Raw genomic sequence first — 24,074 nt, forward strand, 5'->3', positions numbered from 1 at the left:
AGCCTCCCATGATCTTTCGTCGTCTCGTTCCTGCCTTCCTCGCTGTTCCCCTGCTCGCGACCCCTGTGTTCGCGCACGAGCCCGGCGTCGGCGCCAATGGCGGGGTGCGGGTGGATGCCGGCCACTATCATGCCGAACTGGTGGCCGACGGCACCGCCGCCGTCGCGCTCTATCTCAGCGACGGGTCCGACAAGCCTGTCGCGGCCGACGGCTTCAAGGCCAACGCAATCCTCGTGGTGGACGGCAAGGCCCAGCGCATTCCGCTCGCTCCCGCCGGCGGAAACCGGCTGTCCGGCACCGCCGCCGTGGCCGTTCCCAAGGGGGTGAAGGGCGCCGTCCAGATCACGGCTCCGGACGGCTCCTCCGCCCAGGCCAAATACTGACATCCCCATGATGCCCGCCTCGCCTCGTCTGCCCGGCGATGCCTTCGAGAGGCCGACCATGACCCGACCAATGCCGATTCCCAGCCTCTCCCGCCGTGCCTTCCTCGCGGGCGCCGCCGCCGCGGGCGCGCTCGCTGTCTCTGGCGGGTGGAACCGCGCCTTCGCCGCCCAACTCCTCACCGTCGAGAGCCTCACCCTCGACGTGAACGGCAAGGCCGCCAAGGTTTTCGCGGTGAAGGGCCCGGCCGGCGAGGGCATCTTCGCCAAAGAGGGCGACCGCCTCTCCGGCGCCGTGCTCAACGCCTCCGACACCCCGGCAGTGATGCACTGGCACGGCCAGATCTTCGCCCCGCCGGACCAGGACCGCGCGCGCCCCGACGGCGGCGAGCTCGCGCCCGGCGGGGCCGACCAGGTGGACTTCCTGCTCACGCCCGGCACCCACTGGATGCATTCCCACACGCTCAGCGAACAGCAGCTGCTCGCCGCGCCCCTCGTCACCCGCGAGACGGATGCCGGCGACGTGCAGGACGTGGTGGTGATGCTGCACGACTTCTCCTTCAGGAGCCCGGAAGAGATCCTCGCCGGGCTCGGCGGGAGCAGCGCCCATGGCAGCCACGGCATGGGCGGGACCATGCAGGGCATGCCGGGGATGGCCATGCCGGGTATGAGCCACTCCGGGCATGGGATGGGTGGCATGGGAGCCATGGGCGGGGGACTGCCGGCGTCTCCTGCGGCCGGCCAGACGGGCCACGTCATGGGCGGCGGGATGATGACCCACGCCAATGATGTGGACTACGACGCCTTCCTCGCCAACCGCCGCACCCTCGGCGATCCCGAAGTGGTGCGGGTGGAGAAGGGTGGACGGGTGCGGTTGCGCATCATCAACGGCGGCACCGCCACCGCCTTCTTCATCAGCGTGCCCGGCCTCAAGCCCAGATGCATCGCAGTGGATGGCTCGCCCTGCGCCCCTGTCGAGGCGGATGCCTTTCCCATGGCACAGGGCCAGCGGATCGACCTTTTGGTGGATATTCCCGCGGGCGGCGGCGCTTTCCCCGTGCTGGCCCAGGTGGAGGCCTCGCCTCGCCGCACCGGCCTTGTCCTGGCGACTGCCGGAGCGTCGGTCGCGCGTATCGCCGAGATCGCAGACCGGCCAGAGGGGCTTGTCGATCTCACTTTCGAGGCGCGCCTCGCGGCAGCGAAACCGTTGGCACCGGGCAAGGCCGACCGGGTCTTCCCGATCATGCTCGGAGAGGAGGCCGGCTACCGCTGGACCATCAACGGGCGAACCCATGCCGAGGCCGCGCCCTTCGTGGTTAGCCCCGGAGAGCGGGTGGAGATGACCTTCATGAACCCCACCGGCATGAGCCACCCCATGCATCTGCACGGCCACCACTTCCAGGTGGTCGGCATTGGCGGGCGCCGTTTCTCTGGCGCGGTCCGCGATACGGTGATGGTGCCCCCGCACATGCCCGTCACCGTTGCCTTCGACGCCGGGCCGAAGGGCGAGTGGTTCCTGCACTGCCATCACCTCTACCACATGGCCACCGGCATGATGGCGGTGGTGAAGATTGCCTGATCCCACAGCGGAGAGACCGTCATGCACTACGATCAGATGATGGGCGGCGGCATGTGGGGGATGTGGCTCTTCGGTCTTCTCATCCTGGCGCTTGTCGTGCTCGGCATCGCCGCGCTCATCAAGTATCTAGGACGCTGAGGGGCAGATCCGTCGCATCGCTCCGCCCGAGTGGGAGAGTCGAGCGCCGACAGGGTGCGGCAGGAGGCGCGTGGCCATGAACGAGGTGCAGCCGCCGGGACGGGAACGCCATGCCGGCACGCCGATGGCTCGACCCGCCATCCCGCGCACCGTCTGGGCCCTCGGCCTCGTCAGCATGTTCATGGACATCTCGTCCGAGATGATCCACGCGCTGCTCCCGCTGTTCCTCACCGGCACCCTCGGGGCGAGCGTCGCCATGGTGGGCCTGATCGAGGGCATCGGGGAATCCACCGCGCAGGTGACGAAGGTCTTCTCCGGCTACCTGTCGGACCGTTTCGGCCGCCGCAAGCCGTTGATTCTGCTAGGATATGGCCTCGGCGCCGCCTCCAAGCCGTTCTTTGCCCTCGCGGGCGCGCCGGGGATGGTGCTCGCCGCGCGCTTCGCCGACCGCGTCGGCAAGGGCATGCGGGGGGCGCCCCGCGACGCGCTGGTCGCCGACGTGACGCCGTCCGAGATTCGCGGGCGCGCCTATGGCCTGCGCCAAGCCCTCGACACGGTCGGTGCCTTCGTCGGGCCGCTGCTCGCCATCGCGTTCATGGCGTTGTTCGCCGACGATATGCGGACGGTGTTCTGGATTGCCCTCGTGCCCGGCATCCTGGCCGTGCTCTGCGTGGTGGCGGGCGTCGAGGACAGGGCCGCCGGCGTCGCGGAGGGCGGCCGCCCGCCGCCCGTGCGCTTCAAGGACCTCAGGCATCTCGGCCGCCCGTTCTGGGGCGTCGTTGCCGTCGGCGTGGTCTTCACCCTCGCGCGCTTCAGCGAGGCCTTTCTCGTCCTGAAAGCCCATGACGAGGGGCTGCCGCTGGTCCTTGCTCCCCTCGTGCTGGTGGCCATGAACGTGGTCTATTCGCTCGGGGCCTATCCCGCCGGCGCGTGGTCGGACCGGGCGCCGCCGGCGCGGCTGCTGGTCGGCGGCCTCGCGCTGCTGATCGCGGCCGATGTCGTCCTCGCCTTCGTGCCGGGCCTGCCCGGCGCCTTCCTTGGCATTGCCCTGTGGGGCGGCCACATGGCGATGACCCAGGGGCTGCTGGCCAAGCTCGTGGCCGAGCACGCGCCCGCTGCGCTACGCGGGTCCGCCTTCGGCCTGTTCAACCTCGCCACCGGCCTTGCGACGCTCGCGGCGAGCCTCGCCGCCGGGCTGCTGTGGGACGTCGGTGGCGCCCAGGCGACCTTCATCGCCGGCGCGGTCTTCGCTTTCTTGGCATCGGTCCTCGTCATCGCCTCGGCCGGCCGCCGGCAGCCCTGAGGCGCCATGTGCGGCGATCATGGCGGCGATTGGGGTGCTTCGCACCGCACCGGGGGGAATGGCGCGGTCTTAATTTGCTTTTGCAGACCAAGAGGAATGTCTGGCAATGGCGGGCCGGCGCAAGACCGCTCTTGGCGCGTGGTCGCCGACAGTTGCCATTCTCAACGTACATTGTCTCAAAATTTAAAATATTTGAGACGTCGAGCGACGTGTGAGATATCAAATATTTGAACGTCTCGAAATATAGTCTCATAATTCACGCATTATTATTGGCTGCGCGCGTGTTTCGACAGATGGTGAAACCCTGAATAGCCAAATCTAACTCCTCAAATCCGCGGGCTGCACGAAGATCTACGCTGAAACTGCGAGCGGCGCGAAGACAGATCGTCGCGAGTTGCGCCGCTGTATCGCCTCTCTCAAGGCCGACGACGTTCTTGTCGTCGTGCGGCTTGATCGCCTCGCCCGCTCGACCCACGATCTCCTGAATGTGCTGGCCGAAGCCGCAGACAGGCAAGCCGCCTTCCGCTCGTTGTCGGACGCCTGGGCGGATACAACGACGCCCCACGGCCGCCTCATGCTGACCGTGCTCGGCGGCCTGGCCGAGTTCGAGCGCGAGCTGATCAAGACCCGCACAGGGGAGGGGCGCGCGCGGACCAAGGCCAACGGCGTCAAGTTCGGCCGCAAGAGTGCCCTCACCGCGGATCAGCGCGCCTACGTCGCCAAGCTGCGCGCCGAGGGCGAAGGCGTGCGCCAGATCGCCCGCGTCATGGGCGTGAGCAAAGCGACCATCAGCCGGATCCCGCCAGCCGGCTAGCGGCGACCATGCGCCGATTCCGTTGAAAAAGTCGGCGCTGGAGGCGTGGTGGCATTGGCGCTCGAGAGGGGCGTGCGTTTCTCCTTCAAGCCATCACGGCTCGACGCTATCTCTGGCCACGCCGAAGCGGCGACGATAGGCTTGCGGCCTGTCCGCTCGTGGCCTGGCCGTGACCGGCGCAATCGGAGCGCTGGATGCGGGCGCCTTCACCCTCCGTCGATCACCCTCCGTCGATTTCCACAGTTGCGGCATGTCAATGTCGTGCGGCGGCGCCCGGGTAGGGTGTCGGCGCGGGACGACCATGGAGGCAGCTGCCGGCTGCCGCGACACACCGGGTCCGGATGCGAAAGCACCGGTCGGCGATGGATCGCGCGCATCCGGCAACCTGCCCCGACTGGAGGTCGTTTCATGAGCGACGACGGGTCGATCCGGCGCAAGCCGGTGTTGAGGAAGGTGGGCGCCCTCGCGGCGATGGCCGCGGTGGCGGGAGCGGCCGTGTTCTGGTGGGTGGTCACCCCGCCGCGTATCGATGATGCCGGGCGTACCCTTCCGCAGGCGGCGGATGCCGAGCTGGTGGCGCGCGGCAAGTACATCGCCGAGCTTGGCGACTGCATCGCCTGCCACACCCGGCCGGGAGGACACCCCATGGCCGGCGGTCGGCCGCTCGAGACGCCGTTCGGCGTGCTCTATTCCACCAACATCACGCCGGACCGCGCCACCGGCATCGGCGGCTACAGCTTCGGCGCCTTCGACCGCGCCATGCGCAAGGGCGTGGCCGCCGACGGCACCCACATGTATCCGGCCATGCCGTATCCGTCCTACGCCAAGATGTCGGCGGACGACATGTACGCGCTCTACGCCTATCTCATGCAGGGCGTGAGCCCGGCGGCGAGCCCCAACAAGCCGTCCGAGATCGCCTTCCCCTTCAACCTGCGCTGGTCGCTGGCGTTCTGGAATGCGGCGTTCCTCGACGCGCGCCCGTTCGTCGCCGACGCCACCCGCGATGCCTTGTGGAACCGCGGCGCCTATCTGGTGCAGGGCCTCGGCCATTGCGGCGCCTGCCACACCCCGCGCGGCATCGGCTTCCAGGAAGTCGCCATGTCGGAGAAGGGGCGCGACGGCGACCGGTTCGTCTCCGGCGCCCGGGTGGAGGAATGGAACGCCATCAACCTGCGCGACCTGTGGACCGTCGCCGATACGGTCGAGCTGCTGAAGACCGGGCAGAACCGGTTCGCGACCGTGTCCGGCTCCATGACCGAGGTGATCCACAATTCCACGCAGAACTTCACCGACACCGACCTCCTGGCCATCGCCACCTATCTGAAGTCGCTGCCGTCCGACCACCCCGCCGGGGCGTTGCCGCCAAAGGGGGATGACGCGGTGCCGGCGGCCATGTTCACCACCCGCGGCGGGCTGGCCTATGCGCAGTTCTGCGCCGACTGCCACCGCCTCGACGGCGCCGGCGTGCCGCAGGTGTTCCCGCCGCTGGCCGGCAATCCGACCGTGGCGGCGCAGGACCCGTCCACGCTGGTCCACATCACCCTGACCGGGTGGAGCACGGCGCAGACGCAGGCTCACCCGCGCGTCTTCACCATGCCCGGCTTCGCCCGGCTGGACGACCGGGAGCTCTCCGAGATCCTCACGTTCGTCCGCGCCAGCTGGGGTGGCAAGGCGGGGCCGGTGACGCCCGACCAGGTGAAGGCGGCCCGCGCCGCGCTCGACCCGAAGGTGGATGCCTCGCGGTTCGTCACGCCGCGCATCGCCGACGTGCTGGGCGAGCCCAACGCCACCCAGCTGGTGCGCGGCATGCGGCTCAACACCGAGACGCACACCCTGCTGCCGAAGAACGTGGGCAACGTGCTGAACTGCTCCAGCTGCCACCTCAACGCCGGCACGGTGGCCGATGGCTCGCCCTATGTGGGGGTCTCGGCCTTCTTCCCCAGCTACGCGCCGCGTGCCGGCCGGGAGATCACGCTGGAGGACCGCATCAACGGCTGCTTCCTGCGCTCCATGAACGGCAAGCCGCTCGCCAGGGACGGCGACGACATGAAGGCCATGGTCGCCTATTTCGACTGGATGAAGCGCGAGACCCGACCGGAGGACAAGGTGGAAGGCCGCGGCGTCGGCAAGGTCAGCATGGCCATCAAGCCGGATCCGGAGAATGGGCAGAAGATCTACGCCGCCCAGTGCGCGGTCTGCCACGGCGCCAATGGCGAGGGCATCAAGGATGCGAAGGGCGCGTTCGTCTATCCGCCGCTGTGGGGCGATCTCTCGTTCAACATCGGTGCCGGCATGGCGCGCACCTACACCGCGGCCGCCTTCGTGAAGCGCAACATGCCCATCGGCTTCCACGGCGGCTTTCCGCTGGGCCAGGGCGGGCTCTCCGACCAGGAGGCGGTGGACGTGGCCGAATACTTCACCCACATGCCGCGCCCCGACTTCGCGCCCAAGGTCAACGACTGGCCGAAGGACAAGAAGCCGGCCGACGCGCGCTACTGAGGCGGCCATGACAGTCGCGGACGCCCGGGCCGGTCAGGGCCCGGGCGTCCGCCTCTCCCGCCCGTCGCGGGACGATGACGGGCCGGGAACTCGGAACGGGATGTCGCGTGCCCGGCGTCAGGCCGGCAGCACCACCACCTTCGCCCCGTCCGGGACGCGGCGATAAAGGTCGATGACGTCCTGGTTCATCATGCGGATGCAGCCGGAGGAGACGGCCTCGCCGATGGTCCACGGCTCGTTGGTGCCGTGGATGCGGTAGAGCGTGTCCTTGCCGTCCTTGAACAGGTAGAGCGCGCGGGCGCCGAGCGGGTTGTCCGCGCCCCCGGCCATGCCGCCGGCCCATGGGCGATAGCGGGCCGGCTCACGCGCGATCATGGCGTCGGTGGGCCGCCAGCCCGGCCACTCGCGCTTGTAGCCCACGTCCGCCTTGCCGGAGAATTCCAGCCCCTCGCGGCCGACGCCGACGCCATAGCGCAGGGCCTTGCCGTTCTCCTGCACCAGGTAGAGGAAGCGGTTCTTCGGATCGACCACCAGCGTGCCGGGCGTCTGCCCGGTGGGATCGGCGACCAGCTGGCGCACGTTGCGCGGCTTGAGGTCGTCCGGATCGACGCCGGGAATGGCGAAGCCGCCGTCGCTGAGGGCGCCGTAGCGCGCGGCATCAGAGGGGGCGACCCGCGGCGGCGCCTTCGCCGGCGCGGTGGTCTGCGTGGTCGTGCAGGCGCCGAGCGCCAGCGGCAGCAGCAGGGTGGCGCACAGCGCCCGCCGCGACAGCGGGCGCGCTTCGGGCGGGAGCGGGGCGTGCCGCATCAGTTCCCCGCGGCCTGGCGGCGCCGGGCCTCGGCCACCGCGCGCGTGAAGCCGGCGTAGTCGAGGGTGGAGGTGACCAGCGGGCCGACGAGATAGGTGGGCGTGCCCCGCAGCCCGAGGGATTCGGCCTGCGCGTATGTGCGCTTCAGCAGCGCGGAGATCTCCGGCAGGTGCGCCTTCAGGTCGGCCATCAGCCGGTCGAGATCCACGCCCGAGGCGGCCACCGCCTCCAGCATGCGCTGCTCGTCGATGCGGCGGCCGGGGATGGCCATCAACGCGTCGTGGACGGTCTCGTAGCGGCCCTGATAGGCCGCCGCCAGCGCCAGCTGCGCGCCGTAGACCGAGGCCTCCGTGAGCACCGGCCAGTCCTTGTAGACGAGGCGGATGCGCCCGTCCTCCTTCACCGCGCGGGCGAGGTCGGGCGCGGATTTCTTGCAGTAGGGGCAGTTGTAGTCGACGAAGGCGACGATGGTGACGTCGCCCTGCGCATTGCCGCCGGTGGGCGCGCCGGGGTCATGCAGGATGGCCTCCACGTCCACGCCTTCCGCCGCGGCGGCGCCGGTCTCACCGAGGCTGACGGCGGGTGACAGGAGGGCAAGCGCGGCGATGCGGATGAGGTCCCTGCGTCGCATGAAACGTCCTTCGGCTGTGGGGTCAGAGGCCCGCCGTGCGGGCGAGGCGGTCGAAATCGGCGCGGGTGAGCGCGCCGACGTGGCGCGAGCCGGGCACTTCGCGCCCGTGCGCATCCAGCAGGAACAGGGTTGGCGGGCCGATCACGTCGAACCGGCTCATGAGGGCGCGCGCCCCGTCGCCATAGGCGGTCACGTCCACGGCGATGCGCTCGAGCCCGGAGAGGCGCGTCTCCACGGCAGGCTCAGCCATCACCGCCTCGTTGGACTTGCACACCGTGCACCATGCGGCGGTGAAGGAGACCAGCCGCGGACGGCCGGCGCTGGCTGCGGCGAGCGCGCGGGCGAAGGCGTCGGGCGAGGCGACACGCACCTCGCGGGGCGGCGCCGCCGCGGTCTGGGCCGGGGCGAGGAAGCCGAGCGGGCGCAGGGGATCGCTCGCCCCGCCCGCCGCGCCGACGATCAGCAGCAGGCCGCAGGCGACGGCGGCGATGCCGGCGGTCTTGCCCATCCGGCGGCTTGGCCCGCTGTCGGCGGAGAGGGTGTCGAAGCCGCCGGCGAACACGCCGAGGCCGATGGCGAGAAGCCCGTACAGGGCGAGGCCGGCGGCGTCGGGCAGCACGCGGGCCGCCATCCACGCGGCGACGCCGAGGAACAGCACGCCGCAGCCCTGCTTCACCCGCACCAGCCACGCGCCGGAGCGCGGCAGGACCTGCGCGCCGAACGCGCCGACCGCCACCAGCGGCGCGGCCATGCCGAGCCCCAGCATGAACAGGGCCGATGCGCCGCGCACGGCATCGCCCGTCTGTGCCGCGTAGAGCATGGCGGCGGCGAGCGGCGGGGTCACGCACGGGCCCACCACCAGCGCCGAGGCGAAGCCGAGGCCGGCGGCGCCGGCGATGGTGCCGCGATTGCCGGCGGGCAGCCGCGCTGCGAGGCCGGCGGGCAGGGCGAGGTCGAACAGCCCGAGCATGGCCGCCGCCAGCACGGCGAACAGTGCCGCCATGAGGCCGATGGCCCACGGCGCCTGGAGCGCCGCCTGCAGGTTCGCGCCGGTCCATGCGGCGGCCATGCCGAGCACGCCATAGGCGGCCGCCATGGCAAGCCCGTAGGCGCCGGAGAGGGCGAGGCCGCGCGCCGGCGTGGGCCGCGCCGCCCCGCCGCCGAGGATGCCGGCGAGGATCGGCAGCATGGGGAAGACGCAAGGGGTGAAGGCGAGCAGCAGTCCGAGGCCGAAGAAGGCGGCGAGCAGCGGTCCGGGCGCGCCCTTCAGCAGCGCCTCCACCACGCCGGGGGGCTCGTCCTGCGCTGGCGCGGTCTCCGTCGCGAGCGCCTTTTCCGCAGCCTGCAGGTCCGGGGTGGGCTCTGCGATGGCCGGTGCGGCGGGCTCAGGCTTCGGACGCGCGGCGGTGACGGCGAGCGTGGTCAGGTCCACCTGCCGGGTGACGGCGGGATAGCAGATGCCCTGCTCGGCGCAGCCCTGGAACGAGACGTCGAGCGCCCCCGCCGCCGGCAGGCCGCTCACCTGCGCCTCGGCCGACTGGTGATAGATCTCCACCAGCCCGAAATTGGGATCGTCCTTCTCCTCCCCCGGCGGGAGGGCGAGCGGAACGACGGCGCCGTCCCGCCGTGCGGTGAGGCTCTCGCGGTAGAGATAGGTGCCGGGAGCGATGTTCCAGCGCAGCGCCAGCGCGCCGTCGGCGTCCCGGGTGGCCGAGAGGCGGAACGCCTCGTCGGCCTTCAGCGGCCGGCCCTGCGCCGCAACGGGCGCGGCGCCGAGCAGCACCGGGAGCAGCAGGGCCAGCGCGGCCAGCACGCGGCGGACACCCGTGGCGCGGGCCGCCGGGGCAGGGGAGGGGAGCGGTATTGCGTCCATGGCCGCCCTCTCGGATGCCTACCTTAAGCGGGCCTTAAGCTCGGGGTAGAAGAGAGGGCGAACGAGAGGGGCAGCATGCGCGTACTGGTCGTCGAGGACGATCCGATCCTGATGGACGGGCTCAAGGTGGGCCTCGGCCTTGCCGGGGCGACGGTGGACCATGTGTCCACCTGCGCCGACGCGCGCGCCGCCCTCGCCGCCAGCCGGTTCGACGCGGTGGTGCTGGACGTCATGCTGCCGGACGGCTCGGGCCTCGACGTGCTCGCGGCCCTGCGCGCCGGCGGCGATGCCACCCCCGTGCTGCTGCTCACCGCCCTGGACGAGCCGCCCGACCGGGTGCGCGGGCTCGACAGCGGCGCCGACGACTATCTGGGCAAGCCGTTCGATCTCGACGAATTGAACGCTCGGGTGCGGGCCATCGCCCGCCGGGGCCATGGCCGCGCGGGCCCGCTGCTGAAGGCGGGCGGTCTGGTGCTCGATCCCGCCACCCTCTCCGCCACGCTGGAGGGCCAGCCGGTGCCGCTCTCGCGCCGGGAGTTCGCGGTGCTCGCCGCCCTCATGGAGCGGCCGGGCGTGATCCGCTCCAAGGCGGAGATCGAGGCGCGGCTCTACGGCTGGCAGGAGGAGGTGGAGAGCAACACGGTGGAGGTCCACGTCCACAACCTGCGCGGCAAGGTGGGGCGCGCGCTGATCGAGACCGTGCGCGGCCTCGGCTACCGGGTCCGGGGGGCGGAGGCATGAGCTCGCTCAAGCGCCGGCTGTTCGTCATCCTGCTCGCCGCCACCGGCGCCATCTGGCTGTGCGCCACCGCCTGGATCTATCTGTCGAGCCGCAGCGAGCTGGAGCACGTGCTCGATACCCGCCTGCAGGAAGCGGCGCGCATGGTCCATTCGCTGGTGGCCGGCGGCAACATCGCGGCGGCGGTCCAGACGGCCGAGCCTGCGCCCGGCGCCTACGAGCGGCAGCTCTCGTGCCAGATCTGGTCGCTCGACGGCCGTCTCGTGGCACGCTCCGGCGGCGCGCCGGAGGAGGCGCTGGCCGGCCCGGCGGAAGGCTATTCCGACCGCATCGTCAACGGCGAGCCGTGGCGGGTCTACACCATCCTCGACACCGACAAGGGCGTGCGGGTGATGGTGGGCGACCGCATCGGCCTGCGCGACCGGCTGGTGCGCGACCTGGTGGCGGGCCTGCTGGCGCCCGTCATCCTGATCGTGCCGCTGCTCGGGATGCTGATCTGGGTCAGCCTCGGCGAGGGGCTGAAGCCGCTGAACGTGGTGGCCGGCGACATCGCCGCCCGCGACGGCGAGGACATGCGCCCGCTCGCGCCGGCCGCGGCTCCCGACGAGGTGCGTCCGCTGCTTGAGGCCATCAACGGCCTGTTCGCCAAGGTGGAGGCGGCGCGGCGGCAGGAGCGCGACGTCACCGCCTTCGCCGCCCATGAGCTGCGCACCCCGCTCGCCGGGCTGAAGACGCAGGCGCAGATCGCGCTGGCGGCGCCCGATGCGCCGACGCGGGAGGGCGCGCTGCGGCAGATCCTCGTCTCGGTGGATCGCACCACCCGCCTGGTGCGGCAGCTGCTGGCCCTCGCCAAGCTGGAGGGCACCGCCCCAGCTCCGGCTGCCGGCGCGGCGTGTGAGGTGGAAGCGGGGCCGTTCCTGCGCGATATCGTGCGGCAGACGGCGAGCCCCGGCGGCGCCCGCGTGGAGGTCGCCGCCGAGCTCGACACCCTGTCGCTGCGCGGTGATCGCGAGGCGCTGCATCTGGTGCTGCGCAACCTGCATGAGAACGCCGTGGAGCACATGGCGGGCGGCGGCGCCATCGTCTGGCGGCGTTGCGCCGACGGCCTGTGCGTGGAGGACGAGGGGCCGGGCATTCCGGAGGCGGAGCTGCCGCTGGTCGCCCGCCGGTTCTACCGTGGCCGCAGCCGCAGCGCCTCCGGCAGCGGGCTCGGCCTCACCATCGCCAGCATGGCCGCGGCCCGTGCCGGCGCGCGGCTGGCGCTCGAGAACCGGGACGACCGCAGCGGGCTGCGCGCCAGCATCGTCTGGCCCCGCGACGCAGCCCCCTGACGGCGCCCCGTCCCGAAGCCGGAAGGGGCCGCTGACGCGCTCCCTTCCGGGCCACGGGGGGGGGCCTAGCCGATCTCCAGCGGCCGGTTGGCGCTGTCGAGGAACTCGACGGTGGTGAAGACCAGCTCGGTCTCGCCGGTATTGGTGAGGTCATGCATCATGAACTCGCCGTCGCCGAACCTGTGGTGCCGGGTGTCGCCGGTGGCGTAGGTGACCTCCGCCACCCGTCCGTCGGAATAGACGGAGCGGGCGCGCCCGCCGGTCACCGCGGTCCAGAAATAGTCGAGCACATGGGTGTGGAAGCCGATGCGCTCGCCCGGCCGGAGGCTGAGGTGCCACACCCGCACCCGCTCGCTCTGCGAGACGAGGCGGCTGCCGACGCGGCCGTTGCCGCGGCTGGCGTGGAGGTCGGCGCGCAGGGCGTCCGGCCACGCGGCCGGCGCCTCCACGGTGGCGTAGGTGGTCTGGGTCATGGTGCGTCTCCCGAAAGTGCCGGCGCCTCAGTCGAGGGCGAAGCCGGTCTGTGCCTTCACATGCTGCGCGGCGAAGGCCGCCCGCACCCGCTGCCCCGCCGCGCTGCGATCGGCCAGCGAGACCGCGATCGACACGAGGAAGGCGAGCGGCACGGAGAACAGCGCCGGGTTGTCATAGGGGAACGGCGCCGGGCCGAGCTTCAGCGTCGTGGTCCACACGCTCGGGCTGAGCGCCACGAGCACGAGCGCGGTGACGAGCCCCGTCACCGATCCCGTCACCGCGCCGCGGGTGGTCAGTCCCGGCCACGCGACCGACAGCACGATCACGGGGAAATTCGCGCTCGCCGCGATGGCGAAGACGAGGCCCACCATGAAGGCGATGTTCTGGTTCTCGAACAGCAGCCCCAGCCCCATGGCGAGGAGGCTGATGAGCACCGCCGCGGCCTTGGAGACGCGCACCTCCTGCTGTTCCGTCGCCTTGCCGCGGCGGATCACCCGGGCGTAGAGGTCGTGGCTCGCGGCCGAGGCGCCGGCGATGGTGAGCCCCGAGACCACGGCCAGGATGGTGGCGAAGGCCACCGCCGAGATGAAGCCGAGCAGCACCGATCCGCCGAGCGCGTTGGCGAGATGGAGCGCCACCATGTTGGTGCCGCCGAGCACCGCGCCGGTGGCATCCTTGAACGCCGGGTCCGCCAGCACCAGCGCGATGGCGCCGAAGCCGAGCACGAACAGCAGCGTGTAGAAGATGCTGATGAAGCCGGTCGCCACCAGCACCGAGGACCGCGCCTGCCGGGCATCGGCGACGGTGAAGAAGCGCATCAGGATGTGCGGCAGCCCCGCCGTCCCGAACACCAGCGCGACGCCGAGCGAGATGGCGGAGACCGGGTCCTTCACCAGCCCGCCCGGCGCCATGATGGCGGCGCCCTTGGGATGCAGCGTCACCGCATGGGCGAACAGCGCCTCCGCGCTGAAGCCGAAGCGCGACAGGATCAGCACCGACATCACCACCGATCCGGTCAGCAGCAGCACCGCCTTGATGATCTGCACCCAGGTGGTCGCCAGCATGCCGCCGAACGTCACATAGGCCATCATCAGCAGCCCGACGATGCCCACCGCCGCCCAGTAGGGCAGGCCGAACAGCAGCTCGATGAGCTTGCCGGCGCCCACCATCTGGGCGATGAGGTAGAGCAGCACGATCACCAGCGTGTTGGTGGCCGCGACCACCCGCACCGGCACTTCCGAGAGCCGGTAGGCCGCCACGTCGGCGAAGGTGTAGCGCCCGAGGTTGCGCAGCGGCTCGGCGATGAGGAACAGGATCATCGGGAAGCCCACGAGGAACCCGATGGCGTAGATCATGCCGTCGTAGCCGGAGGTGTAGACCAGCGCCGTCACGCCGAGGAAGGTCGCGGCGGAGGTGTAGTCGCCGGCGATGGCGAGGCCGTTCTTGAAGCCGCTGAGGCCGCCGCCGGCGGCGTAATAGTCCTGCGCGCCGCCGGTGCCCTTGCGGGCGGCCCACCAGGTCACGCCCAGGCTGACCACCACGAACAGCAGGAACAGGCCGATGGCCACCGGGTTCAGCGGCTGCCGGGCGCCGCCCTCGGCGATGGCGCCGGCTGCGGCCGCCGGCCCGGCCGCCAGCGCGAGGAGCGCCGCGGGCAGGGTTGCGACGGCGCCGCGACGCAGGCTGGGGAGGGTATGGCGGGCGCTCATCGCAGGTCCTCCTCGAGGCTCTTGGTGAGATGGTCGAAATGCCGGTTCGCGACGGCGACATAGATGGCGGTCAGCACGAAGCCGAGGCTGAGCAGCCCGACGCCGGCCACGATCCCCCAGGTGGAGACCGCGCCCGGCAGCACCGGCGTGCCGAGGGCCGAGGGCCTGAGCGCGACGGTGAGGATGTAGGCGAAGTAGAGCGCGGCCATCAGCGCGGCCATGGACAGGCCGAGGCGGGCGCGGGCCGCGGCGAGGCGGCGGAAGTTCGGGTTGCGCCGGATGGCCTCGATGCGGGCCGCCACATCCTGCGGCGGGGCGACGGGGCGGGCGGGGCAGACGCTGGCGTGTTTCATGCGGCAATCCCCGTGGCGACGGCAGTTTCGCTCATGACGGCTTCGGGACGGCGGTGCCGCTCGGCGCGGGCACGCTCCTCGGCGTCGAGGATCTGCGCCTGCATGTAGGCGCCGAGGTGCCGCGCCCGCTGCACCACGGCCCGGCCGAAGGCGAGGCGACGCGCCTCGAACGCCGCAAGCGCGGCCTCCACGTCGGTTGCGTCGGCGAGCGCCGCGACCAGAGCCGCCGCATCGGCGGCCGCCTTGGTCACACCCATGCCCACGTGGGGCCGGGCGACGAACGCGGCGTCCCCGAGGATCACCACACGGGAGGACAGCCGCATGCGCGGCGTCTCGAGATCCTGGATCGCCTGCAGGAAGGGCTGGGGCGTGCGCTCCACCACCTCGGCGAACTGCGGCGCAAGCAGGCGGCGCGCGTCGGCCCGCATGGCGGCGACCACCTCGGGGCGGATGAGGTGCGGGGGAATGGACAGGGGGTGCCGGGTGCCCGTCCCATCGGTCAGAAGGTCGCCGAGCTGGCCGTCGCTGGCGGCGGGGCGGTACCACACGAAATTGTAGCGCCGGCTGCCTTCGTCGAGCTGCTCGTCCGCGCCGGCGACCGGATAGCCCAGCATCTGCTCGCCGGGGGGCAGGCTGAAGGAGAAGTGGCCGCACAGCGCGGCGCGCGTCTGCGGCGAGAGGGCGGCCTCGTCCACCAGTCCGCGCCAGGCCACATAGCCCGCGTAGGTGGGCTTGGCCTGCGGCAGGAAGGCCGCGCGGACCGTCGAGAACAGCCCGTCCGCGCCCACCAGGAGGTCCGCCTCCTCGATCGCGCCGTCGGCGAAATGCGCGCGCACGCCGGAGGCGTCGTCCTCCACCGCCACCAGATTGCGACCGTGGCGATAGGCGGCGTCGGGCAGGGCGGAGCGCAGCAGCCGGTAGAGGTGGCCCCAGGAGGTGAGCACCTGCGGCAGGTCGAGCTGGCCGGCGAGCCGGCCGTCGCGGTCGAACACGCGGCGGCCGCTGACGCCCACCCCCACCCGCGCTTCGGTGACGTCGAGGCCGGTGCGGGCGATGACGTCGAACAGCTCGGGATGGGTGACGATGCCGGCGCCGCGGCCGGCGAGCTCGCTGCCGATGCGCTCGCGCACGGACACGTCCCAGCCGGCCCGGCGCAGCAGCAGCGCCGTGAACAGGCCGCAGATGGAGCCGCCGATGATGATGGCGCGTCTGCTGGTGGCGCGTTTCTCCTGCGGCGCGCGGCTGATGCCGCCGCCGGTGGTTTCCCCTGGCATGGATGTTCTCCCTCGGCGCCGCCGGGGCCGGGCGTGCGCGATGCGCGCGCCGGTCCGGAGCGGACGGGCCGTTGATGTTGACGTCGTCCGGTGCCCGCCGGCACGGCCATGCCGTGGTGGCGGGACCTGCCCGATTATTTATCGGATGATAGATAGTGGCGCGGACGGATGCCTGCGTCAAATTAATTTATCGATCGCTTATTTCCGCGGCGCGCGCTTCCTTCCGACTGCCTTCGGCTGCGGCAGCACGGCCGCGAAGGCGGCCGGGGCGCCGTGCAGGAAGGCGTTCACCTTCACGTCGATGTCGGCGGCGGGATCGGCGGGGATGGGCATGCCATAGATGAACTTGCGCACGCCGATGTAGAAGATGCCGGCGTGGAGCGACCAGATGAGCTCGATCTCCGCCTCGGTGATCGGCGCGGCCTCGTCGAGCCCGTTGGCGGCGCGGATCTCCACCACCATCGGCTCGAACAGGCGGGCGCGCAGGAAGGCCAGGTAGCGGGCGTTGAAGTCCAGCCCCTTGAGGCCGGCGAACATGAACAGGCGCACCCATTCATAGGTCTGGATGACCGCGGCATAGGCCCGGTAGAAGCGCTTCAGCCGCTCCTTGATGGGAATGGAGCGATCGGTGATCTGCGCCTCCCATTCGCTCTGCCAGCGGCTCTGGTAGACCTCCTGGTAGACGCGGTCGAGCAGCGCTTCCTTGCCGGGGAAATAGCGGTAGAGCAGGGGCTGGGTGATGCCGAGCCGCTGCGCCAGGTCGCGCGTGGCGCCGTCGAACCCGTGCTCGGCGAAGAAGGCGACCGCGCCGGCCACGATGTCCCGCTCGCGGTCCGCGGGCGCGAGGCGGCGGCGGGGCGGCGCGGGGGCTCTGGGTGCGGGCAAGGCGGCCATCCGGTCTTTATCGGGCGATCATTTCTAGCACGGCGCGCGCGCGGATGATCGTCCCTGCGACGAGATGCCGGCCCTCCCGTTTGGGCGCGGAGCCGGTGCCAGCTCGCGCCTGCGACGCTGGTGGCAGGTCGCGCCTGCGGCGCCGGTGGGGGGCGCGCCTGCGGCGCCGGTGGCGGGGGTCAGCGGGCCGGGGAGCGCGCCTGCCGCTCCGCGCCCTCGGTCTCCTCCACCGTGCGGATGGGCGCGCTGGTGGCCTCGTTGTTGAGGGTGGCGAGGCGGGTCAGCAGCTTCATGAACTGCTTGCGCTCGGCGGGCGAGAGCGGGGCGAGCATGCGCTCCTGCACCCGCTCCACCGACGCCTCCGCGTTGCGCAGCAGGGCCGAGCCCTCCGACGACAGGAACAGGAGCTTGACGCGCTTGTCCTCCGAGCTCGGCTTGCGCACCACGAGCCCGCGCGCCTCCAGCCGCTCGATGACATTGCCGATGGTGGAGCGGTCGAACGCGATCAGCGACGACAGCCGCGTGGCATCGACGCCGGGCCGCTCCTCGATCGCCACCATGGCCGCATACTGGACCGGGGTGATGTTGAACTCCGCGCATTCGTCGAGGAACAGCGCCCAGGAAATCTGGTGCGCCCGGCGGATCAGATGGCCCGGTTTTTCATAAAGATCGCTCAGGGACATCGAAACACAACTCCGTTTGGCGCGGCAGGCAGGGCTGACGAATGCGATTGACAGAATGCTGAACAATCGCGATTTTGACCCAGCTTGGCGTTCAAGGCAACGCAGCCGTTCCGCCGGGCGCCCGGGGCTGGTCCTCCCAGCCTGCCGGCCAGCAAAACACAAGCATCATAATCCAAGGGAGAGGGCCATGGGCCGCCTTCAGGGCAAGGTCGCGATCATCACCGGCGCGAGCCGCGGACAGGGCGAGACCGAGGCGCGCATGTTCGCGCGCGAAGGCGCCGCCGTCGCCCTCTGCGACGTGCTGGACGAGGCCGGCGCCGCGGTCGCGCGCGAGATCTGCGCGGAGGGGGGCGAGGCCCGCTACTTCCACCTCGACGTGGCCGATCCCGCCAACTGGGCCGAGGTGGTCGCCGGCGTGATGGCCTGGCAGGGCCGCCTGACGACGCTGGTCAACAACGCCGGCATCCTCAACCGCACCGGCATCATGGGCACCTCGCTGGAGGCGTGGAACCGCGTGGTCGGCGTGAACCTCACGGGCGCGCTGCTGGGCATCCAGGCGGTGGCGCCGGCCATGCGCGATTCGGGCGGCGGGGCGGTGGTCAACATCGCCTCGGTCGCGGCCTATGTGGGCCACAACGATCCCTCCTACAGCGCCACCAAGGCCGGCGTTCTCGGCCTGACCCGCTGCGCCGCGATGGAGTTCGTGGACTGGGGCATCCGCGTCAACGCCGTGTGCCCCGGCATCATCGTCACCGGCCTCAACGCCGGCGGCCCCCATCTGGAGCCGTGGCGCCGGGCGACGCCGCTCGGCCGCTACGGCACCATCGAGGAGGCCGCCAATCTGGTGCTGTTCCTCGCCTCCGACGAGGCGAGCTTCATCACCGGCGAGGACATCGCCGTGGACGGCGGATTCAAGGCCGGCGGCGCCGCGCGGCGCATCTCCGTCGAGGCCGGGATCGCGCTGCCGCAGGGCTGAGACCGCGGCGCCGGGCGCGGGACCTTTGCCCCGGCGCGGGGGCGCCCGACACCGGGCGCCCGCACAGATCCGGGGTCATTGCGCATTGACCTTGATCAAATGATCCGTATACTTACCATCTGTATTCTGTCAAAAAAATGAGGCCCGCGGGATTCGCGGGCTCGGGGACGCGCCGCACACCTTCGCCAGGCATCGCGCCCGGGGGCCTTCCGCCCCCCGCGGGCGGTGCCGCGCGGATCGTCCGGTCCGCCTTCCCGCCGGCCGTCTGGTCCGGCCGGAGCGGATCGGCCTTCCATCATCATCAGGGCCCAAGGGAGGGACCATGTCGCCCGGCACCAGCGCTCGCGCGCGCAAAGAGGAAACGGACATCGTCGTGGTCGGCGGCGGCGGATCGGGGCTCACGGCGGCGATCTTCGCCCGGCAGGCGGGCGCGCGCGTCATCCTGCTGGAGAAGCACACCGAGCTGCGCGGCAGCACCGGCCTGTCCATCGGCTCCATCACCGCCACCGGCACCTGGCACCAGAAGCGCGCCGGCATCAAGGACAGCACCGAGGCGCATTTCGAGGACATGGCGAAGTTCGCCGGAGACCTCGCGGTCAACGACAATGAAGAGTTGCGGCGCATCCTGGTGGAAAACGTCACCGAGAGCGTCGACTGGCTGATGAGCCTGGGCGTGACCTTCTACGGACCGATGCCGGAGCCGCCGCATCGCCAGCCGCGCATGCACAACATCATTCCCAATTCCCGCGCCTACATCTATTTCGTCGCCAGGGAAGCGAAGCGGGTCGGCGTGGATGCGCGGGTGAACGCGCAGGTGAAGCGCCTCGTGCTGGAGAACGGCCGGGTGGTCGGCGTCGTCGCCTCCATCGCCGGCGAGGAGCGGGAGATCCGCGCCCGCCGCGCCGTCATCCTGGCCACCGGGGATTATTCCTCCAGCCCCGAGTGGAAGGGCCGCTTCAACCCCGCCGTGGCGGACGTGGACGGCGTCAACACCACCAACGTGGGCGACGGCCACCGCTTCGGCGAGGAGCTGGGCGCGCAGGTGAAGTTCGGCGAGGTGGTCTATGGCCCGAACCTGCGCTTCATGCCGCCGCCCAAGCCCAGCCTGCTGCTGAGCCTGCCGCCGCATCCGCTGCTCACCAAGGCCATGCGGATCGCGCTGGAACGCCTGCCGGCGGCCATGCTGCGGCCGTTCATCCTGTCGTTCGTGACCACCTATCTCAGCCCCGAGCCCAGCCTGTTCAAGGAAGGGGCGATCCTGGTGAACAAGAACGGCGAGCGCTTCGCCGACGAGCTGGACAAGCCGAACTATGCCTTCGGGAAGCAGCCCGACAAGATCGGCTACATTGTGTTTGATGACGAGGTGGCGCGGAAATTCCGCAAGTGGCCTTACTTTATCTCCACGGCACCGGGCGTCGCCTATGCCTACCTGCAGGATTACAAGCGCAGCCGGCCGGACCTGTTCCACAAGTCTTCCACCCTCGAGGGTCTCGCCGCCTCCATGGGCGTGCCGGCCGCGCGTCTTTCGGCCGAGATCGCGCGCTACAACGCGACGGCGAGCGGCCGCCCGAAGCTGGGCAAGGGGCCGTACTATGCCCTCGGCCCGGTGAAGAGCTGGATCATCCTCACCGATGGCGGCCTGACCGTGAACCGCGATCACCAGGTGATCCGCGGCGACGGCAGCGTCGTTCCCGGCCTCTATGCGGTGGGCTCCACCGGGCAGGGCGGGCTGCTGCTGGAAGGTCACGGCCACCATCTCGCCTGGGCGTTCACCTCCGGCCGCCTCGCCGGCCGCCATGCTGCGGGCGCGAACCGCTGAGGACGTTGGACGGCGTGTCGAAAACACGCCGTCGATATTGACAGCATACGTCAATTACGTATTCTTACTAATAACCGAGCGGACCCACGCCAGTCCGCCCAAGCAATCATAAGCGCCCTCGATGGCGCGGCACGAGGAACGCACGGGGAGTTCGCGGAATCTGCCTCGCATCCCAAGGCGCGGCAGGCTCTGCCTTCGACGATCCGTCGCGTCCCCCGTCCTCGAGAGGACCGGAGGACAAGTTGGCTTCAAACGAATACAAAATTCCCACATATCCGGTGGTCGGATTTCTTGTCCGCCACGGAATTATTCTGTCGATCCTCCTCGGCATCCTGCCGCTGGTCGCGGCGGGCGTGCTGGTGGCGTCGGGCTGGGCGGTGTGGGTGCTCGCGGTGGGGGCGGGGGCCAGCGTGGTGCTGGCGACGCTGCTCGTCAGCTACATCGAAGTCCTGCGGGTGATCTCCGATACCCTGATGCCGAAGTAGTCACGGCGCGGGCCCGCGCAGCCGAAACCTTGCGCGCCCCGGGCGCGACGATCCGAAAGGCAGAACCAGCATGAATGCCTCTGAGACCTGTGATGTCCTTGTGGTCGGTGCCGGGCTTGCCGGCCTGTGCGCCGGCCTGCGCGCCGCGGAGGGCGGGCTGCGCGTCCGCGTCATCGAGCAGAGCGCGGACGAGGCCTATCTGTGCAACAGCCGCTACACCGGCGGCCTGTTCCACATCGCCATGGACGACATGACGGGCGATCCCGCCTGGGTCGCCGACAACATCCGCCGCGCCATGGGCGGGGAGACCGACGAGGCGCTCGCCACCACGCTCGCCGCCAACGCCCGCCGCACCCTTGCCTGGCTCAAGCAGCAGGGCGTCCGCTTCATCAAGGCCGGCCCGGACGGGCTGCGGCAGAACTCGCTCGCCCCGCCCGGCGTGCGCCAGACCGGGCTGCACTGGCAGGGCCGGGCCGGCGACGTGATGCTGCGCACGCTCGCCGATGCGCTGCGCCGGCGCGGCGGCGTGCTCACCCGCGGGGTCGAGGCGCGCGAGCTGGTGATGGAGAACGGGCGCTGCGCCGGGCTCGTGGCGCGCGAGGGCGGGGCGGACGTGCGCCTCGCCGCCCGCGCGGTGGTGCTGGCGGACGGCGGCTTCCAGGCCGACATGGAGCTGATGCGGCGCTTCATCTCGCCGGCGCCCGAGCGCCTCTTGATGCGCAACGCCCGCAGCGGGCGCGGCTCGGGCGTGCGCATGGCCGAGGCGGCGGGCGCGAAGCTCACCGGCATGGATCGCTTCTACGGCCACATCCAGTTCCGCGCGGCCATGGAGGACGAGCGGTTCTGGCCCTATCCGGTGCTCGATTCCCTCGCCACGGCGGGCATCGTGGTGGACGGCGCGGGCGCGCGCTTCTGCGACGAGGGGCTCGGCGGCGTCCACGTCACCAATGCCATCGCCCGCCTCGCCGATCCCCTGTCGGCCTGGATCGTGTTCGACGATGCGATCTGGAACGGGCCGGGCACCGACTGGCTGCTGCCCGCCAACCCCTATCTCCTGAGCGCCGGCGGCGCGCTGGTCTCGGCGCCGACGCTGGAGGCGCTGGCCGGCAAGATCGGCGTTCCGGCCGACGACCTCGCCCGCACCGCGGCGGCGACCAACGCCGGCACGCAGGGCACGGACGGCATGCCGCCGCGCACGACCGCGCCCTACCGGGCCTGGCCGATCGCGCAGGCGCCGTTCCATGCGGTGCCGGTCTGCGCCGGCGTCACCTACACCATGGGCGGCATCGCCACCGATGCGCAGGCGCGGGTGCTGTCGCAGGATGGCGCCCCCATCGCCGGCCTGTTCGCGGCCGGCGCCACCACCGGCGGCCTGGAGGGCGGAAGCCGCTCCGGCTATTCGGGCGGCCTGTCCAAGTCCAGCGTGTTCGGCCTCATCGCCGGCGAGACGCTGGTGGACCAGCTCGCCTCAAGGGCAGCCTGACCGGGCCCGGTCGACAAAGACGCGAGGATCATCCTGTGTCGAATCCCATCCCTGACCGAGAGGTCGATCTCCTCGTCGCCGGCGCCGGCGCGGGCGGCATGACGGTGGCGCTGATCGCGGCGCTGGAGGGGCTCGATGTCCTCCTCGTCGAGAAGTCGCAGCAGGTGGGCGGCACCGCCTCCACCTCCGCCGGCACGCTGTGGATTCCCGGCAACCGGCAGAGCCGGGAGGCCGGCTACGACGACAGCGCCGAGGCGGCCGACGTCTACATGCGGGCGCTCGCCGGCAATGCCGGCGACCCGGTGCTGCGGGAGGCGTATCTCTCCACCGGGCCGGATGCCATCGACTATCTGATGGCGCGCACAGACGTGCAGTTCGTCGCCTGCGGCAAGCATCCCGACTACCAGTCCCAGCTTCCGGGCGCGGCGGTGTACGGGCGGGCCATCGTGCCGCGCATGTTCGACGGCCGCCTGCTCGGCAAGGATTTCGCCCGCGTGCGCCCGCCCATCCCCGAATTCATGGTGTTCGGCGGCATGATGGTGGGCAAGGACGACATTCCCCGCCTCATCGGCCGGTTCCGCTCGCTCGGAAACTTCAGCTATTCTGCGCGCCTGTTCTTCCGTTACCTCGCCGACCGGCTGCGCCATCCGCGCGGCACCCGCGTCGTGATGGGCAATGCGCTGGTGGCGCGGCTCTATTCCAGCCTGCGCAAGGCGGGGGTGCCGATCTCGTTCGGCGCCTCGGTGAAGGAGCTGCTGCGCGGCCCGGAGGGCGTGACCGGCGCGGTGCTGGAGGAGGAGGGCGGCCGGCTGGTGCGGGTGACAGCGCGCAGGGGCGTGGTGCTGGCCACCGGCGGCTATGCCCACAACCCCGCCTTCCGCGCCGCCTTCATGCCGAAGCCCGTGCCGCAATATTCGCTGGCGGCGTCCGGCGACACCGGCGACGGCATCGCGCTGGGGCAGGGGGCCGGGGCACGCATCGCCCCCGGCGAGCACGGCACCGGGGCGTTCTGGACACCGGTCTCCCGGCTGCGCCGCAAGGACGGCACCCAGGGCCTGTTCCCCCATCTCTCGCTCGACCGCGCGAAGCCGGGGCTGATCGCCGTCAACAAGGCCGGCCGGCGGTTCGTGGACGAGGGCGCCTCCTACCACGACTTCGTCGAGGCCATGTTCGAGGAGAACCGGACCACCCCGGCCATCCCGGCCTATCTCGTCTGCGAGGCGGAGTTCGTGCGCAAGTACGGCCTCGGCGCGATCCATCCGGGAACTACCAACCTCGCGCCGTTCGCGCAGAGCGGCTACATCGCCCTGGCCCCGACGCTGGAGGAGCTGGCGCGGCGCATCGGGGTCGATGCGGCGACGCTGAAGTCCACCGTGGCGCGCCACAACGGCTTTGCCGCCACCGGGATCGACGCGGACTTCGGCAAGGGCTCGCGCGAGCTCTCGCGCTTCAACGGCGATGCCGCCAACACCCCCAACCCGTGCCTCGCGCCCATCGTCAAGGGGCCGTTCTGCGCGGTGGAGGTGTGGCCGGCCGAGATCGCCTGCAGCACCGGCCTCTCCACCGATGCGGATGCCCGCGTCATCGGCGAGGACGGAGCGCCCATCGGCGGGCTCTATGCCTGCGGCAACGACATGGCCTCCATCATGGCCGGCACCTATCCGGGGCCGGGCACCACGCTGGGGCCGGCCATCGTCTTCGCCTACCGCGCCGCCATGCGTGCGGCCGGAAAGGCCATCCCGGTGCCATCGGGACGCGAGGCCCGCCACGGGCTCGACGCAGCCCAGTAACGAGGGAAACGACCATGTCTTCGCGTGTGCACGCCCATCC

General features: G+C 71.1%; 21 protein-coding genes. 12 read left to right on the top strand and 9 right to left on the bottom strand.

Features of this window, described 5'->3' with window-relative positions; all coding sequences use genetic code 11:
• The first annotated feature begins 8 nt into the window (after window positions 1-8).
• The 5 genes from V5F49_RS17340 (at window position 9) to V5F49_RS17360 (ending at window position 6,713) form a co-directional block, all read left to right on the top strand.
• Window positions 9-383 (top strand): hypothetical protein, encoded by a 375-nt coding sequence (locus tag V5F49_RS17340; protein ID WP_394116789.1) that lies wholly within the window; start codon window positions 9-11, stop codon window positions 381-383.
• Window positions 384-453: 70 nt separating this feature from the next.
• Window positions 454-1,959, top strand: a complete 1,506-nt coding sequence (locus V5F49_RS17345; RefSeq protein WP_394116790.1) for a multicopper oxidase family protein — start codon at window positions 454-456, stop codon at window positions 1,957-1,959.
• Between the two features lie 214 nt (window positions 1,960-2,173).
• Complete coding sequence (locus V5F49_RS17350; RefSeq protein WP_394116791.1) at window positions 2,174-3,400, top strand: MFS transporter; 1,227 nt, start codon at window positions 2,174-2,176, stop codon at window positions 3,398-3,400.
• 394 nt (window positions 3,401-3,794) lie between these two features.
• Window positions 3,795-4,214 carry a recombinase family protein gene (locus tag V5F49_RS17355; protein WP_509210707.1) on the top strand — a complete coding sequence of 140 codons (420 nt, stop codon included), beginning with the start codon at window positions 3,795-3,797 and terminating at the stop codon, window positions 4,212-4,214.
• 408 nt (window positions 4,215-4,622) lie between these two features.
• The gene (locus tag V5F49_RS17360) at window positions 4,623-6,713 is read left to right on the top strand and encodes a c-type cytochrome (RefSeq protein ID WP_394116792.1); all 2,091 of its coding nucleotides are present in this window, start codon (window positions 4,623-4,625) and stop codon (window positions 6,711-6,713) included.
• Between the two features lie 117 nt (window positions 6,714-6,830).
• On the opposite strand, the gene V5F49_RS17365 is transcribed toward V5F49_RS17360, so the two are convergent.
• From V5F49_RS17365 to dsbD, 3 genes are read right to left on the bottom strand one after another with little or no spacing between them, the layout of a single operon-like run.
• The gene (locus tag V5F49_RS17365) at window positions 6,831-7,520 is read right to left on the bottom strand and encodes a L,D-transpeptidase (protein WP_394116793.1); all 690 of its coding nucleotides are present in this window, start codon (window positions 7,518-7,520) and stop codon (window positions 6,831-6,833) included.
• On the bottom strand, window positions 7,520-8,152 hold the full coding sequence (locus V5F49_RS17370; RefSeq protein WP_394116794.1) for a DsbA family protein: 633 nt from the start codon (window positions 8,150-8,152) through the stop codon (window positions 7,520-7,522). The genes V5F49_RS17365 and V5F49_RS17370 overlap by 1 nt, the downstream gene beginning before the upstream one ends.
• A gap of 22 nt (window positions 8,153-8,174) precedes the next feature.
• Entirely contained in the window at window positions 8,175-10,025 is a 1,851-nt protein-coding gene (gene dsbD / locus V5F49_RS17375; RefSeq protein WP_394116795.1) for a protein-disulfide reductase DsbD, read from the bottom strand.
• A 75-nt stretch (window positions 10,026-10,100) separates the two neighbouring features.
• Here dsbD and V5F49_RS17380 point away from each other — a divergent pair, with 75 nt between their 5' ends.
• The gene (locus tag V5F49_RS17380; protein ID WP_394116796.1) at window positions 10,101-10,766 is read left to right on the top strand and encodes a response regulator; all 666 of its coding nucleotides are present in this window, start codon (window positions 10,101-10,103) and stop codon (window positions 10,764-10,766) included.
• Window positions 10,763-12,094 carry an ATP-binding protein gene (locus V5F49_RS17385; RefSeq protein WP_394116797.1) on the top strand — a complete coding sequence of 444 codons (1,332 nt, stop codon included), beginning with the start codon at window positions 10,763-10,765 and terminating at the stop codon, window positions 12,092-12,094. Before V5F49_RS17380 ends, V5F49_RS17385 begins: the two co-directional genes overlap by 4 nt.
• Before the next feature lie 65 nt (window positions 12,095-12,159).
• Here V5F49_RS17385 and V5F49_RS17390 read toward each other — a convergent pair whose 3' ends face one another.
• The 6 genes from V5F49_RS17390 to V5F49_RS17415 all read right to left on the bottom strand — a co-directional run bounded on the left by V5F49_RS17390 (window position 12,160) and on the right by V5F49_RS17415 (window position 17,481).
• On the bottom strand, window positions 12,160-12,567 hold the full coding sequence (locus V5F49_RS17390; RefSeq protein ID WP_394116798.1) for a cupin domain-containing protein: 408 nt from the start codon (window positions 12,565-12,567) through the stop codon (window positions 12,160-12,162).
• Between the two features lie 27 nt (window positions 12,568-12,594).
• Window positions 12,595-14,277 carry a cation/acetate symporter ActP gene (gene actP, locus V5F49_RS17395; RefSeq protein WP_394116799.1) on the bottom strand — a complete coding sequence of 561 codons (1,683 nt, stop codon included), beginning with the start codon at window positions 14,275-14,277 and terminating at the stop codon, window positions 12,595-12,597.
• On the bottom strand, window positions 14,274-14,630 hold the full coding sequence (locus V5F49_RS17400) for a DUF485 domain-containing protein (RefSeq protein WP_394116800.1): 357 nt from the start codon (window positions 14,628-14,630) through the stop codon (window positions 14,274-14,276). The genes actP and V5F49_RS17400 overlap by 4 nt, the downstream gene beginning before the upstream one ends.
• Window positions 14,627-15,904 carry an FAD binding domain-containing protein gene (locus tag V5F49_RS17405; protein ID WP_394116801.1) on the bottom strand — a complete coding sequence of 426 codons (1,278 nt, stop codon included), beginning with the start codon at window positions 15,902-15,904 and terminating at the stop codon, window positions 14,627-14,629. Before V5F49_RS17405 ends, V5F49_RS17400 begins: the two co-directional genes overlap by 4 nt.
• Before the next feature lie 198 nt (window positions 15,905-16,102).
• Window positions 16,103-16,798 carry a TetR/AcrR family transcriptional regulator gene (locus V5F49_RS17410; protein WP_394116802.1) on the bottom strand — a complete coding sequence of 232 codons (696 nt, stop codon included), beginning with the start codon at window positions 16,796-16,798 and terminating at the stop codon, window positions 16,103-16,105.
• Between the two features lie 179 nt (window positions 16,799-16,977).
• Window positions 16,978-17,481, bottom strand: coding sequence for a MarR family winged helix-turn-helix transcriptional regulator (locus V5F49_RS17415; protein WP_394116803.1), 504 nt, complete (start codon window positions 17,479-17,481; stop codon window positions 16,978-16,980).
• A 187-nt stretch (window positions 17,482-17,668) separates the two neighbouring features.
• Between V5F49_RS17415 and V5F49_RS17420 the strand changes: the two genes are divergently transcribed.
• From V5F49_RS17420 to V5F49_RS17440, 5 genes are all read left to right on the top strand, one after another.
• On the top strand, window positions 17,669-18,457 hold the full coding sequence (locus tag V5F49_RS17420; RefSeq protein WP_394116804.1) for an SDR family NAD(P)-dependent oxidoreductase: 789 nt from the start codon (window positions 17,669-17,671) through the stop codon (window positions 18,455-18,457).
• Window positions 18,458-18,779: 322 nt separating this feature from the next.
• Complete coding sequence (locus V5F49_RS17425; protein WP_394116805.1) at window positions 18,780-20,276, top strand: FAD-dependent oxidoreductase; 1,497 nt, start codon at window positions 18,780-18,782, stop codon at window positions 20,274-20,276.
• Between the two features lie 278 nt (window positions 20,277-20,554).
• Window positions 20,555-20,761 (top strand): hypothetical protein, encoded by a 207-nt coding sequence (locus V5F49_RS17430; RefSeq protein WP_509210708.1) that lies wholly within the window; start codon window positions 20,555-20,557, stop codon window positions 20,759-20,761.
• 70 nt (window positions 20,762-20,831) lie between these two features.
• Window positions 20,832-22,244, top strand: coding sequence for an FAD-dependent oxidoreductase (locus V5F49_RS17435; RefSeq protein WP_394116807.1), 1,413 nt, complete (start codon window positions 20,832-20,834; stop codon window positions 22,242-22,244).
• Window positions 22,245-22,279: 35 nt separating this feature from the next.
• Entirely contained in the window at window positions 22,280-24,034 is a 1,755-nt protein-coding gene (locus V5F49_RS17440; RefSeq protein WP_394116808.1) for an FAD-dependent oxidoreductase, read from the top strand.
• Window positions 24,035-24,074: the final 40 nt, after the last annotated feature.

The organism is Xanthobacter lutulentifluminis (assembly GCF_043194675.2).
Taxonomy (GTDB): domain Bacteria; phylum Pseudomonadota; class Alphaproteobacteria; order Rhizobiales; family Xanthobacteraceae; genus Xanthobacter.